The sequence below is a fragment of the Streptomyces sp. NPDC012935 genome, from assembly GCF_042900345.1.
Taxonomy (GTDB): Bacteria; Actinomycetota; Actinomycetes; order Streptomycetales; family Streptomycetaceae; genus Streptomyces.
Map to the genome: position 1 here is coordinate 145,724 of NZ_JBIBBC010000018.1, position 15,036 is coordinate 160,759.

Consider the following 15,036-nt stretch of genomic DNA (forward strand, 5'->3'; position numbering starts at 1 on the left):
GTGCACGTCCACTCCTCGAGCCGGCGCCCGGCACGTCATGCCCGATCCGAAGTCGAGTTCTTGCGACGGGAGTTCTGAAGCGATCCTGGTGTGCAGCACGAGCAGGATGCCCTGGAACGCCGGCCGGTCCAGGCCGCCTGCATCCTGAATGCCGGGTTCGACGCTCCACCTTGGGCCGAGGCGGCTGCGGCCGGACCACCGCCCACACCTCGTCATCGACTTCCATGGCTTCGGCCAGGCAACGCCGCACTCCCCAGGTCATCAGTCCCGGAGTGATCCAATCACCTCGAAGATCATTTCGTTCGGCGTTCTCAGTCGGGGCGGGTCCCCGCTACTGCCCCTCGTTCGGGGCAGGCCACCACGGCGGGCGCACCGGTCATCGTGAACGAGCCGCCCTCGCGGGCGGTGGCTACCGGCACTGCGTAGTAGCGCACGGCTCCGTCGGCGTACTGCGCAGTCACTGTCACCGACCAGATGCCGCTGTCGCGCTGCGTGCCGCCGTCACCGATGCCTGTTTCGGCTACGTATCCGCAGCGGGCTCGGGCGGTTCGACGTCGGGCGCTATCCATTGCGCAAGTGGTGCCTGCGCACTTGAGGCCTCATCCGCGCTGCGGCGCAGCCACGCCTGGACGAACGGCTGGGCGTAGCCGACCGGATAGGCGGCCACCGTGGTGGTGCGCGGCGCGGTGGTGGGCTTGGAGGGGATGCCTGCCTCGACCGTGGTCGGGGTGGAGGTGATGGTGAGGCCCAGAGCGATCGGGCCGGGCGCGATGGCGATCCAGACTGCCAGACGCGACAAACGCACTCGGCGTCGCATCACTTCCAGCCGGTCGCCTGCCGTCATCGGAGCTGCGGCCTCGCCCTCCCCCCGACCACAGGCGGCAGTTAGGAGCCGATGACCGGTCGCGCTCCGCTTCACATGCAATCTCAGAGGGGGTTGAGTCCGGATCAGATATTCGGTGTTCTGCCCGCCCCGTGAGGACGCAAGATGGTGCGCATGACTTTGGCCACCCCGACACTGCACACCGCCCGCCTGCGACTGCGCCCCTTCACTGAAACCGACGTGGATCCCCTCTTCGCACTGCACAGCAGCGCCTACGTGCTGCGCTACTGGGACTCTCCGCCGTGGAGCGAACGGGCTCGAGCCGACCGCTTCATCGCGACGTGCCGGAAGATGGCGGACGAAGGCACCGGGGCTCGGGTGGCCATCGACCGCGCTTCTGACGGAGCCTTCGTCGGCTGGTGCGGTCTGACCGGATGGAACCCGGACTACCGCAGCGCGTCGTTGGGCTACTGCCTCGACGAAGCGATGTGGGGACACGGCTACGCGACGGAAGCCGCGCACGCCGTGCTGAAGTGGGCATTCGACACACTGGACCTGAATCGAGTTCAGGCCGAGACCGATACGCGCAACGTGGCATCCGCCCGCGTTCTTGAGAAGGTCGGATTCGTGCGGGAAGGGACACTGCGGGAGGACTGCGTCGTGAACGGCGAGGTATCCGACTCGTGGGTATTCGGTTTGATCAGGCGAGAATGGCGGCCGTCGACCATGCCGATCCCACCCCGCTGAGCGGCCGTTACATCCGCTTCTGGTACAGGCCGCGTCCGGGCTGAGTGAGGACGCCTTGGCGGGCCAGCCGGCCGAGGCGGGAGCGGGCGATGTTCACGATGGCCTCGTCGGTGGGCAGGCCGAGCAGATCGCACGCGAGGACGCCGCCGCCGATTCGGGCCAGCCCACGAGCCCGGACGCCCGCTGGGCCCGTACTGCCGGGCTTTGTCCCGCGACACCCGCTCCACGTCCGGCACATCACCGCTGCAGGGAACTGACCTCCTCTCCCAGCCCCAGCCTGTTTCCAGCCAGGGGGACGCTTTCGTCTTCCGGTCAGCGCAGGGCCGAGGTAGCCAGCCATCGCCAGCCCCTGGGGGGGCGGGTGCGGGACCTTGCCCCTGCGCGAGCCCGGCGGCGCGGCGGATGATCTTCGGCTCGGCAGGCCCTCGTGACATCGGCCCCGGCGGTCACCGGTCGGCTTGTGGCCGAGCCCTCAGGCCGCCTGTCAGGCTGGCACTGGCTGCGCCCGCGAGTGGGGCCGGAGGCACGAGCGCCGCGCCGGCGCCACGGACCCCGACTCCCGCAGCAGCACAGGCGGCCGCTGGGGTGGCGGCCAAGACGGCGATGTGCGCCAACACCACCAGTTCGAACACCACCACGACCGGCATCACCGGTAGCAGCGACGGTTGGGATGAGACCGGCGGCAGCAACACCAGCAGTATCGTCCTCGGCGGTGTCGTGGGCGGAGCGGGACCGAGTGGGGCCGCCATCACGGCTGGGGCAGGGTAAGCACGGCCACGGCTGGGAGCCGATGACTGGTATGCAGGCCACCGCCAGCCCCGGACAGTCCGGCACGACTCCGGCGACAGCGGCGTCGTCCGGATCCGGTCCCGGAGCGCGGGCGTGCCGGAGTGCCCGTAGCCAGGGCCTCGGTCATGCTGACGCCTACGGTGTTTCTCGTGCCGGGGGTGCAAGCCGTGGGCTGGGGCCGGGGGTTTCGGCGGCGCGGATTGTCACGCCTGTGACACACGCACACGTTCATGGCCGCGGGCTGTGACCTGTCACGGCCGCCTGGGGCGTCATGGCCCTTCTCGTCGGCAGCTCTCCTTGCCGCGGCGGCGGAGGTTGCGTCTGGACGCGCGTGATCCGGTCTTCGTGTGGCGGTTTCGGCAAGCCTGTCCGAGGCGGTCGCGCGTGCCCGCTACAGTTCCTGGTGCAGGCGCTGATCAGGGCAGATCCCAATGTCCGGGAGCGCCGCCCTAGTCGTCGTGCGGAGCGTTGTCAATGCCCGACACGCGCGCAGAAGTGTGACGGGGTGTCAGTCAGGTCCCCCGTGTGGCCCAACTCCTGGGCCAAGTCGCCTCTGATGTCGCTTTTTTGACGACCCATCACATGTGCCGTTTGGGATTCCTGAACGCCCGATCGGCCTCATCCGGGTGTCTCTCATGGATTTCTGAAGTGGCGACAGAATTCGGCATGAGTAGGTTCTTTCGTAGGCGGCCGGGTCCGGCTGGCATCCCTGAGAGATGGAGAAAGCGATATGCCTGCGAGAGGGAGAAGCGGAATGCGTACGCGTACCGTGGTCGGGATCGCATTGTCGGTGGGCATCACCGTTGTCGCTGCAACCACCGTGAACTATGCGTCGGCCTCAAATTCCGTACCGGAATCCGCCGCGTCCGTGCAGGAGGCCGCTGCCTCCTTGCCTCAGGGGGGAGAGATGGGCGGAGACGGCCAGACCGGCGGGAACGGGCAGACGGGCGGGAACGGGCAGTCGAAGTACGGCGACTGGCGGGACGATGACGATCGCGGACGGGTCTACGTCAACGAGCGAACGTATTCGGTCGAGGGGGGTGAGTGCATTGCTGTAATCAGTAGTCCGGCAACCAGCTTCAACGTCCGGAACGAATCTGACAAGAGAATCGAATTCTTCACCGGAATTACATGCGACAACGGTGCTGCAATTGCGACTATCGGTCGCGGAGACTCCAGCAGTGCAATCCCCGGAACGGTCGTGTTCGACGGAACCGTGGTGCCGTTCGCGCTTGTCGGCAGCTTCCGGGCAGTCGACAGGAAGCACCACTGACCCCCATGCAGTCCAGGGGCAGCGGCAAATCGGCCCACGTGGCATGCCAGCCCCGGCCCGCCGCCATGGGGGAGGGCCCAAACCATCGAGCGGTGGGCCAGCGGTAGACATGATCCTTGCCTGTCACCCGGGCTGTCTGCGCGCGGGTCGAGACGGTCACTGCCGGCCTCCCACCACGGGGCGACTCGGGCCGGACGGGTGACCACAGCGGCAGCTCAGGGAACCAGTCCTGGATCAGTGGCGGCCGGAACGCCCGCGGCGGTGACTGCTCAGCCGCGTCCGCGCGCACGGCACCTGCGACGCCAGGGTGTTACGAGATGCGCGGATCGGTTCCCCGGGTCACGGCGACTCGATCCAGAACAGAAGTCACCCACGGTGGGCCCGGACCGCTCGGTTCGGGCCCACCGTGCGCATGGTCAGGGTCCGGCGCCTGGAGTGGTCGGGGCCCTGGTGGCGGGAGCAAAGGGTGGCGTCTCCTTCGCGCCGCCGGTCGCACGACTGGCGGTGGCTCAGGAGTTCACCGCAGAGCCTGGCCGCCCAGCTTTCCTGGTCTCGGCCATCAGCTCGGCGCCCGGGTACTCCCCGAGATCGGGGGACGACCGATCCTGATCTTGCGGACGCCCGCGGGCTCAAGGCTCACGCCGGCGCTTCACCCATCACCACGGCCTCCGGCAATAGGCTGGCCGTCACCCGCAGATGGGTGAAGAACGACCGCCTCAACCCCGCAGACCCTGGTCGACGCTGCGCTGGAGGTGGCCCACGCCGAGGGTGCCGGGGTGACTCTGGAACGCGAGACACGCCCGGTGAGGGTCGTCAGCGCCGGCCGTGTGGCAGCGGAACTGGATGAGCTGGCCGTTTACGGTCGCTGGCGGCGCAGGCCACCGGGGGCATCGCGCTGGCCCGGCGCATCATCGATGCGGAGGAATTCGCCGACCAGATGAAGATTGCGATGCAGTCTGAAGCATCATCGACCAGGCCAACGAGGGGGGAGGGGTCAGCGCCCCGCTACACCGCCGAGGGAGCCTCCGCCTGTTGCGCTCGGCCTCCCAGCACCGCAACATCAAACTCCACGACGTGTGCACCGAACTGAGCCTTCGCCAACTTGGAGTCGCAGGTCAAAGGGTTGCTGTGAACGGTTCTCGGAGTGCTCACGCTGATCGCGGGACGATGACCGGAGCACGCTCCGTACCTCGACGTGCTGCTCCCCCTTCCGGGTCGGCTGCCTCTACGGCCTGTGCGGGCCAGGGGGCGTGTCACGTGTTCCTGCCTGCGGCACTGATGCAGAAGGGCTGGCCGGAGGGGTCGAGCAGCACGGTCCAGTGCTTGCCGCCGGGCTGGTGGGCGGGCTTGGTGGCACCGAGGCTGAGAAGGCGCTGCTCGGCCGCTTCGACGTCGCTGAAGGTGAGGTCGAGATGGAAGACGAGCTCGTCCTCGGGCCAGTTTGGCGCCTTGAAGGACTCGGCGGTGTAGAAGACGTACGTGGTGGCGCCATCGCTGATCATGGCCGCGGTTTCACCGAAGGTCTGGGTGACCTTCCAGCCCAAGGCGGCGGCGTAGAAATCGGCGAGCGCGTTGCCGTCGTGGCCCCAAAAAGCCGCGCACTTCACCGCGCCGGTAGCGGCTGCATAGTTCTCGGTCATGGCGGTCACCAGGTCTGCTTCTGGGTGACGGCGATGACGTAGCCGTTGGGGTCGGTGAAGTAGAACAGCTTCTGGCCTTGGTGCTCCATGACGTCCTTCTGGACGGTGACCAGGGGCCGGATGCGCGCGACGTAAGTGTCGAAGTCGTCCACGGCCAGGTAGAACATTCCGAACGCACCCACCGGGGTGTCCTTGAGAACGGGCAGCCAGCCGCGCAGGTGCTCGTCCCGGTAGACCATGAGCGCGAACTCGCCGTCGAAGAGCAGGATGCGCAGGTCGTCGTCCGGGTCGTTGCCGGCAGGGAGGGCGGTGAAGCCGAGCTTCTCGTAGAAGTCGACGGTCGCCTGGGTGTCGGAGACTCCCAGGCACGGAGAGAGGGCAGGGGGTTTCACCAGGAATCACTCCTCGAGGGGGCGAGCAGAAGGGCCGGAGCTCCTCAGGGGCACGCAGCCTGCTTCGAGAAGTCCTACCGGAAGCATGCCCTCCATATAGGACGGAACCCGTCCTATATGGAGTGACCTGCAGAGTTCTCACACTAGTGAGGGGTGAATCCGGTCGCAGGGCGGAGGAATCACTACCCTCTGACCACCTGCAACGCAAGACCCAGCGTGCAGGATCGAGGATGGCCGCGCGAAGAAAACCAAACCGAGCAGAAACTGGCGAACGGACCGGTCTGCCAGATGATCTTCTCCGCAGACTACCGCCAAAGACCAGCATGAGCACCCCGACAGTCCGGCACACCAGCCCTTTGACCAGCAGCTTCAAGGTTGGCGGAGGCTCAACGATGGCCATCGGCCGCCTTGGGCTCACTGCCCTGCAGGCGTAGACGCTTCTATGCGGGGAACTTGGAGCTCTGCTCGTCGCTGTTCGGTCAGCAGCAGTGGCGGAAACACTCCGCCTCCAGCTCGTTCCTCGCGATGGCGATGTCACCCGAGACACGAGCTGTGCCTTGGGAAAGAGGAATCGCCATGATCCTGCCGGCCGAGAGGGAACTGCGCGCCGCGCTGGCCCGGTTCGCTTCCGCGCGCATCGAACACGACGCGCGTCCCAGTGGTGGCACGAGCCGTGCTCTCGAGGACGCCACGTACACGCTCTGTGTGATGACCGCATCTCGTAGTGTCGAGCAGGCACTGCTCGCGGCAGACGCACTGCTGGAGCGGTACGGCGCCGACCGTGAGGGCCTCCGGTCGGAGGACGGGACGCCCGGGGAAGCACTGCAACCTGGCCCACCGGTCAAGGTCGCCGCCGACACACCGCGGCTGAACATCTCCGCAATGTGAGCCGTCCTCTGCTTGAGCTGTCATGGTCGCAGCTTGGGCTGCAGCCGCAGGCCCTAGCCTCACCGGCTTTGAAGCAGTGGCAATGGAAGAAGCTCCCCGTCGCCTTACAGGCCGCCGACCAGACCGGCCACTGTCTGCGACGAGGATGCGCCGGAGGCCGCCTGCCCGGGTCGGACAGAGCCTTGGAATGTGGACGCGCAGCGGCTGCCGTCGCCCCCCGATGCCTGGCAACGCCTCGTCGCCCACGTGCTCCGCTCCTAGGCCAACCCCGGAGCCCCCTGCGCCCGATGCCCGATGCCGATGCCGTCTGGATCACTCAGCGGGTATCCGGACGGATCAGGTGATGCTGCCGCGCTCACGGGAGGCGATACTCGCCGCCCCGGCACGGAGCATGGCCTCGTACAGGGCGTCGTCCGCGGGTGCGGCGGGCAGCGGGCCCCGGGCGGGGGCCTGGAACGACTGGATCACAAGCGCGACCAGGCGGCGCCAGGCGTCCGGGACGGTGTCGCCGGCGAAGGCGACGACACCGGCGTTGGCAACGAGCAGGAGGACGAGATCCTGGGACGCGAAGTCCTCCCGTAGCTGCCCGCTGTCCTTGGCGCGGTCCACCAGCTCCAGGAATCCCTGAGACGCTGCCGCACGCCGCTCTTCCAGGCCCTCTGCGGCCGGGAACGTCGTGGTCAGCACGTCGGCGAAGCCCCGATCGGTGGCCTGCATGGCGCAGATGGCCTCGATGAACCCGGTGAAACCCGCCCAAGGATCGGGTGTGTCGAGAGCTTCGCCGACGGCGGTGACGTAGGCATCCATGCGGTCGGCGAAGACGGCGGCGATCAGGTCTTCCTTGGCGCCGAAGTGGCGGAAGAGGGTGGCGATCCCTACTCCCGCCTCGCGGGCCACGGATGCCATGGATGCGCCCAGGCCGTCACGCTCGAAGACCGTGCGTGCCGCGGCGAGGATCCGGCCGCGATTGCGCTCGGCGTCGCTGCGCAGGGACTGGGCCTCGTGCGGCTTAGGGCCAGGGGTCATGCTCGCCACCCTATCAACCGGAATGCCCTATCCATTTCTGGTGTACGGTGATGGGGAGTAAACGGATAGGGCATTCCGGTTATGAAACGGATAGCCCTGTCCGGATTCGGGTGCGGGGCATCCGGTGCCCGCCCCAGCGCACTGGAGACACCACGCCCCCTTCCCTGACGCCGCTGCACGAAAGGATCACCCAAATGACCAGCATCGCCATCGTCGGAGCCGGCCCCCAGCTAGGTCTGGCCATCGCCCGCACCTTCGGCTCCCACGGCTTCGACGTCGCCCTCGTCGCCCGCAACCGCGACAAGCTCGACCAGCTCGTCGCCACTCTCACCACCGAGGGCCTCACGGTCGCCGCGTTCCCCGCGGACGTCCTCGACCGCGACGCGCTCACTCAGGCGCTCAAGGACGCCGCTACCTACTTCAACGGCATCGACGTCCTGGAGTACTCCCCGGTCGGCACGATGGGCTCCACCACCCTGACCACACCGGCCCTCACTGAACCGGCCCATGTGCAGCACGAGATGGAGTTCCAGCTGTACGGAGCGATCGCTGCCACCCAGGTGGTGCTGCCCGCGATGCGCGAGGCCGGTGCGGGCACCCTGCTGTTCACCACGGGCGCCGGCTCTATTGACCCCGTCCCGCAGGTCGGCAACGTGAACGCCGCGGCGGCGGCGCTGCGCAACTGGGCGATCAACCTGCACAAGGAACTGGAGGGCACCGGCGTCCAGGCCGCCCACGTCGGCATCGACGTCTCCATCGGCGTGTCGGTCGTCCCTGGCTTCCCGACCGCCCCGCCCGAAGAGATCTCCCCGGTCTACTGGGACCTGCACACCACCAAGCGCGACCAGGCCGAACTCGTCTTCAGCCGCTGACACCAAGGGGGTTCACGAGCGCGTCGCGGCTGGCCGGCTGCAACGCGCTCGCCACGAAGGCCCCGGATCCGGTGTTCACAGGAGTCAGCGGGGCAGGAGTTCACCGGAGCCCGCCGCCGGGCCAGCGACATGCGCGGCGCGTGCGTGAAGTCGTGGGGCCAGCCTCCAAGCTCCCCACCGGGCCAGCGTGTCCCGGACCGGGATCTTGCCCCTCATCTTGTCGTCCCCTGCCCGGCTGGCGGACCGTCCCCGGCGCTCTCGTCATCGCGGGCGTATTGGTCGGCTGTGTGCCTGGCCGTCTTGTAGAGGGGGCGGGGCCCTACGTGGTCACCGAGCAGCGGCGCCGGACGCGGTTTGCCGTGATCGCGTCGGCTACCTCCCTGCCCGGCGCGAGACGGTGTGTCGGTGGGTGGAGGCTGTTTGTCAGGGCGGTCCGCGAGGACGGCTCGGGTCCGGGGCGGCGGCTTGCACCACGCTTGTCAGGATGGGGCGTGGGCCCGGTCGGCCCGCCGCGTGCTGACGTATCGTTCCGATCGCCTGGGCCTCACTTCTCCAGGGCGCGACGCATGCACCAATTGCACAGCGGCTGCCCACCGCTGCCGTGCCGTGCCGTGTTCGACACCGTCGCGTCTGTGCTGCCCGGCGCCCGGGCCGTCCTGCGCCGCCTGGTCGAACTGGGCTGCACCGCCTCGTTCGACGACGTCCAGGCGTACTTCGCCGACCACCCCACGACGCTGAACCCCCCGAACGAGATCGGCGGGACGCTCACCAGCATTGGTACGACGCGGGGGTAGGCCCGGACAACCGGTCGAACCTCCCGGAGCGGGACGACCGCAGGCGCATCCGGGGTCGAACTCGCCCTCGTAGGCGGCCTGTAGCGGGCCTTGGACACGCCCGCCCCGACCTGCTCCGCCAGGGCCCAGCCGACTCAGAACCGGATGCGACGCCCCGTAGGAGGCCGCGCGGCACGCGGACCACTACAAACGAACGCGGCGCACCTTACCGCGAACAGCACGTACAGGACCGGCGCGGCGAGGGCGGTGAACACCGCGGCCGCCGTCGCGAGTACTCAAAGTCTGAGGACCCGACCGGCCTGGCAGCGCCTTCGACTCCCTGAACCCCCGACAGTGCGCGGCTACAACGTCCTGCGGTCACTCTCGTTCGTGCACTCGCGGAGCTCCCACGTCCGCTGGAGCTCCCTCAGCAGTCCGTCCATGTCTTTGGACTGGCAGAGGTCTCCGCCATCGGTGAGGTGGGCGTGCCGTCTTCGCGGATGTCGTCGCGTGCAGCAGCACGTCGTCGCTGGCCCCGTACGTCATGGACCGCGCCGACATGGTCGTCACTCCGAGCCAGTGCTGGGCGGTCTGGGATAGCGAAGGGGCGGCCGGATGGATGGTCCCGTCAGCCAGTCAGGCCCAAATCAGCCACGGCAAGGGCGTGGGGCGGTAGGACTGGGGCCGCTGGGCTGATTGCGCGCAAGCAACACGTCTGAACCGGCGGGGGCGATGGGCCGCTGTCTCAGTTGGCCTGTTCGTGTGCTGATGGCTGTCGATCGAGGGACTGATGGCAACACATACTGAACCGGTTTCTCCGGTGCCTGCGGTGGAGCGCCGCAGTAGGGGCGAAGTAGTCGTCACCTGGCTGACCACGACTGACCACAAGAAGATCGGGCACCTCTACCTGATCACGTCGTTCGCGTTCTTCCTGGTCGGCGGAGCGCTGGCGATGGCGATCAGGGCGGAGCTGGCCCGGCCGGGGATGCAGATCCTGTCCAACGAGCAGTACAACCAGGCGTTCACCATGCATGGCACGATCATGCTGCTGCTGTTTGCTACGCCGACGTTCGCCGGGTTCGCCAACGCGATCATGCCGCTGCAGATCGGTTCTCCGGACGTCGCCTTCCCGCGGCTGAACATGTTCTCGTACTGGCTGTTCCTGTTCGGCGGCCTGATCGTGCTCGGCAGTTTCCTGACCCCCGACGGCGCCGCCGACTTCGGCTGGACGGCCTACACCCCACTCAGCGGGGGAGAGCGCACCGCTCACGTGGGTGGTGACCTGTGGATCATGGGGCTGGCCTTCACGGGTTTCGGCACGATCCTAGGCGCGGTCAACTTCATCACCACCATCATCTGCATGCGCGCCCCCGGCATGACCATGTTCCGGATGCCGATCTTCACCTGGAATGTGCTGCTCACCTCGGTCCTGGTCCTGTTCGCCTTCCCTGTTCTGGCCGCCGCGCTGTTCGCGCTGGAAGCTGACCGGAAATTCGGCGCGCACATCTTCGACCCGGAGAACGGCGGCGCGGTCCTGTGGCAGCACCTGTTCTGGTTCTTCGGCCACCCTGAGGTCTACATCCTCGCGCTGCCGTTCTTCGGCGTCGTGACTGAGATCCTGCCGGTCTTCTCCCGCAAGCCGATCTTCGGCTACATGGGCTTGGTCGGTGCCACTATCGCCATCACCGGCCTGTCCGTGACGGTGTGGGCGCACCACATGTTCGCGACCGGTGCCGTGCTGTTGCCGTTCTTCTCCTTCATGAGCTTCCTTATCGCCGTGCCGACCGGCGTGAAGTTCTTCAACTGGATCGGCACGATGTGGAAGGGCTCGATCTCGTTCGAGCCGCCGATGCTGTGGTCGGTCGGCTTCCTCGTCACGTTCCTCTTCGGCGGCCTGACCGGCGTCCTGCTCGCCTCACCGCCGCTGGACTTCCACGTCACCGACAGCTACTTCGTGGTCGCACACTTCCACTACGTCGTCTTCGGCACGGTCGTCTTCGCGATGTTCGGCGGATTCAGCTTCTGGTGGCCGAAGATGACCGGCACTATGCTCGACCACCGTCTGGAGAAGATCCACTTCTGGACCCTCTTTGTCGGCTTCCACACCACGTTCCTCGTCCAGCACTGGCTCGGCGCGGAGGGAATGCCCCGCCGCTACGCCGACTACCTCTCGGTCGACGGCTTCACCGCACTCAACACCGTCTCCTCCATCGGCTCGTTCCTCCTGGGCTTGTCCACCCTGCCCTTCCTCTACAACGTCTGGAAAACCGCCCACGAAGGCAAACTGGTCAAGGTCGACGATCCGTGGGGTTACGGCCGCTCCCTGGAGTGGGCCACCTCCTGCCCGCCGCCCCGCCACAACTTCCTCACCCTGCCGCGTATCCGCACCGAGTCCCCGGCCTTCGACCTGCACCATCCTGACCTGGCTCAGCTCGATGAGGCGGAGAACACCGGCAAGCGGGACGTGGTGGAGGCCGAAGGGCACAAGGGCGAGCGGCCATGAGCAAGAGCAGGCGGGGCCGTGCGCAAGTCGGCCAGGGCTCGGCCCTCGTCGGCGAAGTCGAGGGCTATCTCAGGGCCAAGACGTACTACCTTGAAGCGCGCGAAGAGGCGGAAAGGCTGTGCTCGGGCATGCCGTGGTTGACCACAGCACAAGCCGAACAGGTAACACGCCACTACATTGAACTGCGCATCGGCCTCACCAGGCAGACACTGGCCCACCACATCGACGATCTGCGCGAGCAGTACGAAGCCCGCTACCACGAACTACGGCATCATCTGCTCAGGCGCCACGCCGCCGCTGCCTGCGTCCTACTGCTCTGCAGCGGCGGGGTGAGTGTACTGGCGTGCCTGCTCGATCGCTGACGTCGCCTGACGTGGAGAGCCTGTCAGCTCTGGCAAACCGACGTGCCGCATCAGGCCGCAGCGCCGGCGCGTGGCCCGCCCGTCAGCGTGCTGTGACTCGTGAGCCAGGTGAGCGGAAGGGTGAACCCGATCGCGGCACGGCTAAGCGCGGCTTCGTTGAGGGCGGCCATCAGGTCGAGCACCCTCTGGTCGACCTGACGGTCCTCGATCTCACAGATCTTCCGGTAGCGGACCCTGCCCGTGTCCTCCAGGTGGTACTGGTGAAAGCTGATGCTGTGGTTCTCGGTCGCGCTGGCCACGTTGACGGGCACTGTGTCATTGATTGAACCAAACACGGAATATTCGCTGGTCAAAGGCCGTCGCGAGGGACCGGGTGAGCCGCCGGGGTGCGCGGGACTTCGCCCGGTGGATGCAGATCGCGCCGGAGGTTTCGCGGTGCACTGGCGGCCACCGTGCCTACCGCGAGGGGACTTCCGGGCCGGTGATACGGCCTGACAGCAACCCAGTTCCGCGGCCCGGACGGGCTGGAATCGAGCGCTCAGGCGGCTTGCGGGGCAGCTGCCCGCTCCCGGCCGTGATCTCCGGGAACGCTGGCGCCATGTCCGTGCCGCGCCTGGAGCGCAGCGCCACACACGTCCAGCGTCCATGGAGAACAGGGCCCGAAATCCGTCCCACTTGGGCTCGCTGGCCCACCTCTGCGGCAATGCAGGATCAGGCACAGGGGTGGCCAGCATCGGCTCCGGCAGTTCCACATCACGCCCCCATGCCTCCCACCCGGAGTGGGCCGCTGCTCACGTAACCGCTGCGGGTACGGGGGGCTGGGCGGCTGTGGTCGGGAATCCGGGGGGAGCGTCTGTCCGCTGTTCGGGGCTTGTAGGGCGGCCGACGCGAGGGGGGGAGTCACACGAATGCGCACTCCGGCTTCGGCCGCGTCCAGAATCCCCGAGGGGCGGATGGTTCTGCAGTGCGCCGGGTACCCGGTAGTCGCAGTGCACAGGACGCCAGGACAGAGCCACATAGGGAGGCGTCATGGCTCAGCATGTACGGGACATCATGACCAGCCAGCTGGTGACAGTGGAACCGCAGGCTTCGGTGACGGCGGTCGCCAAGAAGATGCGTGACGAGGACATCGGGGTCGTGCTGGTGACCGAAGGCGACGAGCTGCGCGGCTTGGTCAGCGACCGCGACCTTGTGGTCCGGGCCCTTGCAGAGGGCGGGGACCCGGAACAGACGACCGTCGCCTCCGCCTGCAGCGACGATCTTGTCACCGTGACCCTCGACGAGGATCTCGACCGTGCGGTGGAGATCATGCGGGAGCACTCCGTGCGCCGTCTGCCCGTCGTCGACGCCGGGCACCCGGTGGGCATCGTCTCCATCGGCGACATGGCAATCGAACGGGACGCAAGGTCCGCGCTCGGCGACATCAGCGCCGCCAAGCCGAACCAATAGAAAACCCCGCAGCGCGACGTGGATGAGGCTCCTTGCACTCCCAAAGAACCTCATCAACCTCCGAAGGCAGCCGGACAGATGGTGGCCGCCATGGCAGCTGGGCAGGCTGGCCTGCCCAGCTGCCCTTAGGTTTCCCGCTCAGATTCCCGGTGGTCCAGCCTGCGCGAGAGCTCGCTGCGGATATCTGTCGCCAGGTGACCGGTCGCACCCCAGGTGACGATGAGTTCGGCCACGTGGCGGAGCTTGATGTTGGTACTCATGGACGTTTCCCGGAGCACGTCCCAGGCCTCACCGGCTGAGATGCGTCCGACGGCGATGAGGACCCCCATCGCCTGGTCAAGGACGGCATGGGATTCCACAGCTTGTTCCAGCTGGTCGACCTTGGATTCCAGCTCTCGAATCCGGGTCGCCGGGGTCTCGTCAGTCTGAACTGCGCTGGGGCTTGGACCGACGTTGCTGCGCACGGATGCCTCCTGGTGTCGTCTCGGGGGCGTCGACGTTTCGGTGGTTGCCTGCCCTCGTGATGCCTGCCGTATACGTGCGGCTGAGGTTCTGTCTGGTGTCCAGGATCGGGCCGTCGAGGGCGGAGCGCCTGTCGATCCAAGCCCAGACCGACAGGCGCTGGAACGAATGTCCGCGCTGGTCATTGGTGGTCGTTTCGAGTGGTCGCTGGGGTGCTGCCGGAGAGCGATGACACTGGCTCATCGCCCGGAGTCGCTTCCCGCCTGGTGGGCACCTGAGAAGAAGGTTCGGTTGTTCCTCCCGCCGGGCGGGAGGGAGCACTGATCGGCCTTTTCTTCCAGGTCAGGGCCGTGTGGCGTGATCTCCATGATGGATATCGCAAAGATCACGGCCGGTCAGATGCACTGCTCCCACCAGCGCCAGACCGTCGTCGGCGAGGGCCGCCGCCCGGCCCGCACACCGCTCGCCCAAACCCAGCAGGAACCCTGATCCCGGCCGGGCCATGGATGGGCGGGGGCCCGCGGTCCGCGGCCTTGCGGCAGGCGAGGTCGTCCCTGAGGCGCAACTGCGCAACCTCTTCGGCGAGGGCCGGCACCCGCACGCTGACCGCATCGAGGCCGGCCTGCTCGCGCCGGGAAGAAGCGTGCGGCTGCACGGCGGCCGGGGCGCTCGGACGCCGGGTGAAATCGCTGCCGTGCTCGCCTGAATCGAGGACGAGGTTGGGATAGTCCGCCTTGGCGCGCAGGGCGTTTACCGGGTCCGCTCTGTGCCCGGCCTGGTCGCCGCCGGGTTCCGCCGCTACGAGGCCCGCTCCGGGATGCCGCTAGTCCATGATCACGGCGTGCGCCGACGATGCCCGGCACTCCACTCCGCCGAGAGGAGTGGACCGGCCGGGAGTGCGCGGCGCATCCGCCGCATTTCCTGACCACAGCGCGCGACACGGTTGGCGAAGCGCCCGATAGCGGGATACCAACCGCACGAAAGCTGGAATCGTGAGTGGTGAAGTAGCGCGTCGACGGGCAGGGTTCAGGAGCCGA

17 protein-coding genes and 1 pseudogene are annotated in these 15,036 nt (G+C 67.5%); 10 read left to right on the plus strand and 8 right to left on the minus strand.

The features are described 5' to 3' along the window. Positions 1–311 precede the first annotated feature (311 nt). Positions 312–467: a hypothetical protein gene (locus tag ACFY5C_RS33480; protein WP_389451542.1), complete on the minus strand. Its 156-nt coding sequence runs from the start codon at positions 465–467 to the stop codon at positions 312–314. Between the two features lie 53 nt (positions 468–520). Next, a complete protein-coding gene (locus ACFY5C_RS33485) occupies positions 521–799 on the minus strand; it encodes a hypothetical protein (protein WP_389451545.1) in 279 nt (92 codons plus the stop codon). Positions 800–997: 198 nt separating this feature from the next. On the opposite strand from ACFY5C_RS33485, the gene ACFY5C_RS33490 reads away from it, so the two are divergent. Continuing rightward, the gene (locus ACFY5C_RS33490) at positions 998–1,570 is read left to right on the plus strand and encodes a GNAT family N-acetyltransferase (protein ID WP_389451548.1); all 573 of its coding nucleotides are present in this window, start codon (positions 998–1,000) and stop codon (positions 1,568–1,570) included. A gap of 7 nt (positions 1,571–1,577) precedes the next feature. Here the strand turns inward: ACFY5C_RS33490 and ACFY5C_RS33495 are convergent, their stop codons facing one another. Further along, the gene (locus ACFY5C_RS33495) at positions 1,578–1,667 is read right to left on the minus strand and encodes a type IV toxin-antitoxin system AbiEi family antitoxin domain-containing protein (RefSeq protein ID WP_389451551.1); all 90 of its coding nucleotides are present in this window, start codon (positions 1,665–1,667) and stop codon (positions 1,578–1,580) included. Between the two features lie 1,446 nt (positions 1,668–3,113). Here ACFY5C_RS33495 and ACFY5C_RS33500 point away from each other — a divergent pair. After that, positions 3,114–3,632, plus strand: coding sequence for a hypothetical protein (locus tag ACFY5C_RS33500; RefSeq protein ID WP_389451554.1), 519 nt, complete (start codon positions 3,114–3,116; stop codon positions 3,630–3,632). A 1,253-nt stretch (positions 3,633–4,885) separates the two neighbouring features. Here the strand turns inward: ACFY5C_RS33500 and ACFY5C_RS33505 are convergent. Then, positions 4,886–5,272 (minus strand): VOC family protein, encoded by a 387-nt coding sequence (locus tag ACFY5C_RS33505; RefSeq protein WP_389451681.1) that lies wholly within the window; start codon positions 5,270–5,272, stop codon positions 4,886–4,888. A gap of 5 nt (positions 5,273–5,277) precedes the next feature. After that, positions 5,278–5,664 carry a VOC family protein gene (locus ACFY5C_RS33510; protein WP_389451557.1) on the minus strand — a complete coding sequence of 129 codons (387 nt, stop codon included), beginning with the start codon at positions 5,662–5,664 and terminating at the stop codon, positions 5,278–5,280. A 576-nt stretch (positions 5,665–6,240) separates the two neighbouring features. Here ACFY5C_RS33510 and ACFY5C_RS33515 point away from each other — a divergent pair. Beyond that, positions 6,241–6,474 (plus strand): annotated as a pseudogene (locus ACFY5C_RS33515) (DUF5133 domain-containing protein); the annotation flags it as partial. Positions 6,475–6,888: 414 nt separating this feature from the next. On the opposite strand, the gene ACFY5C_RS33520 reads toward ACFY5C_RS33515, so the two are convergent. Further along, positions 6,889–7,578: a TetR/AcrR family transcriptional regulator gene (locus ACFY5C_RS33520; protein ID WP_389451560.1), complete on the minus strand. Its 690-nt coding sequence runs from the start codon at positions 7,576–7,578 to the stop codon at positions 6,889–6,891. 194 nt (positions 7,579–7,772) lie between these two features. Between ACFY5C_RS33520 and ACFY5C_RS33525 the strand changes: the two genes are divergently transcribed. The 4 genes from ACFY5C_RS33525 to ACFY5C_RS33540 all read left to right on the plus strand — a co-directional run bounded on the left by ACFY5C_RS33525 (position 7,773) and on the right by ACFY5C_RS33540 (position 12,088). After that, the gene (locus ACFY5C_RS33525; RefSeq protein WP_389451563.1) at positions 7,773–8,450 is read left to right on the plus strand and encodes an SDR family NAD(P)-dependent oxidoreductase; all 678 of its coding nucleotides are present in this window, start codon (positions 7,773–7,775) and stop codon (positions 8,448–8,450) included. A 611-nt stretch (positions 8,451–9,061) separates the two neighbouring features. Further along, the gene (locus ACFY5C_RS33530) at positions 9,062–9,244 is read left to right on the plus strand and encodes a hypothetical protein (RefSeq protein WP_389451566.1); all 183 of its coding nucleotides are present in this window, start codon (positions 9,062–9,064) and stop codon (positions 9,242–9,244) included. Positions 9,245–10,013: 769 nt separating this feature from the next. Next, entirely contained in the window at positions 10,014–11,726 is a 1,713-nt protein-coding gene (gene ctaD, locus ACFY5C_RS33535) for a cytochrome c oxidase subunit I (protein ID WP_389451568.1), read from the plus strand. Further along, positions 11,723–12,088 carry a hypothetical protein gene (locus ACFY5C_RS33540; RefSeq protein WP_389451571.1) on the plus strand — a complete coding sequence of 122 codons (366 nt, stop codon included), beginning with the start codon at positions 11,723–11,725 and terminating at the stop codon, positions 12,086–12,088. The genes ctaD and ACFY5C_RS33540 overlap by 4 nt, the downstream gene beginning before the upstream one ends. Before the next feature lie 50 nt (positions 12,089–12,138). On the opposite strand, the gene ACFY5C_RS33545 is transcribed toward ACFY5C_RS33540, so the two are convergent. Beyond that, positions 12,139–12,387, minus strand: a complete 249-nt coding sequence (locus ACFY5C_RS33545; protein WP_389451574.1) for a hypothetical protein — start codon at positions 12,385–12,387, stop codon at positions 12,139–12,141. Positions 12,388–13,117: 730 nt separating this feature from the next. Between ACFY5C_RS33545 and ACFY5C_RS33550 the strand changes: the two genes are divergently transcribed. Beyond that, on the plus strand, positions 13,118–13,537 hold the full coding sequence (locus ACFY5C_RS33550; protein ID WP_389451576.1) for a CBS domain-containing protein: 420 nt from the start codon (positions 13,118–13,120) through the stop codon (positions 13,535–13,537). A 125-nt stretch (positions 13,538–13,662) separates the two neighbouring features. Here ACFY5C_RS33550 and ACFY5C_RS33555 read toward each other — a convergent pair whose 3' ends face one another. Then, positions 13,663–14,001, minus strand: coding sequence for an ANTAR domain-containing protein (locus ACFY5C_RS33555; protein WP_389451579.1), 339 nt, complete (start codon positions 13,999–14,001; stop codon positions 13,663–13,665). Positions 14,002–14,365: 364 nt separating this feature from the next. Here ACFY5C_RS33555 and ACFY5C_RS33560 point away from each other — a divergent pair, with 364 nt between their 5' ends. Together ACFY5C_RS33560 and ACFY5C_RS33565 are read left to right on the plus strand one after the other, a co-directional pair. After that, entirely contained in the window at positions 14,366–14,488 is a 123-nt protein-coding gene (locus tag ACFY5C_RS33560) for a hypothetical protein (protein ID WP_389451582.1), read from the plus strand. 13 nt (positions 14,489–14,501) lie between these two features. After that, a complete protein-coding gene (locus tag ACFY5C_RS33565) occupies positions 14,502–14,705 on the plus strand; it encodes a hypothetical protein (RefSeq protein WP_389451585.1) in 204 nt (67 codons plus the stop codon). The last annotated feature ends 331 nt before the right edge of the window (positions 14,706–15,036 follow it).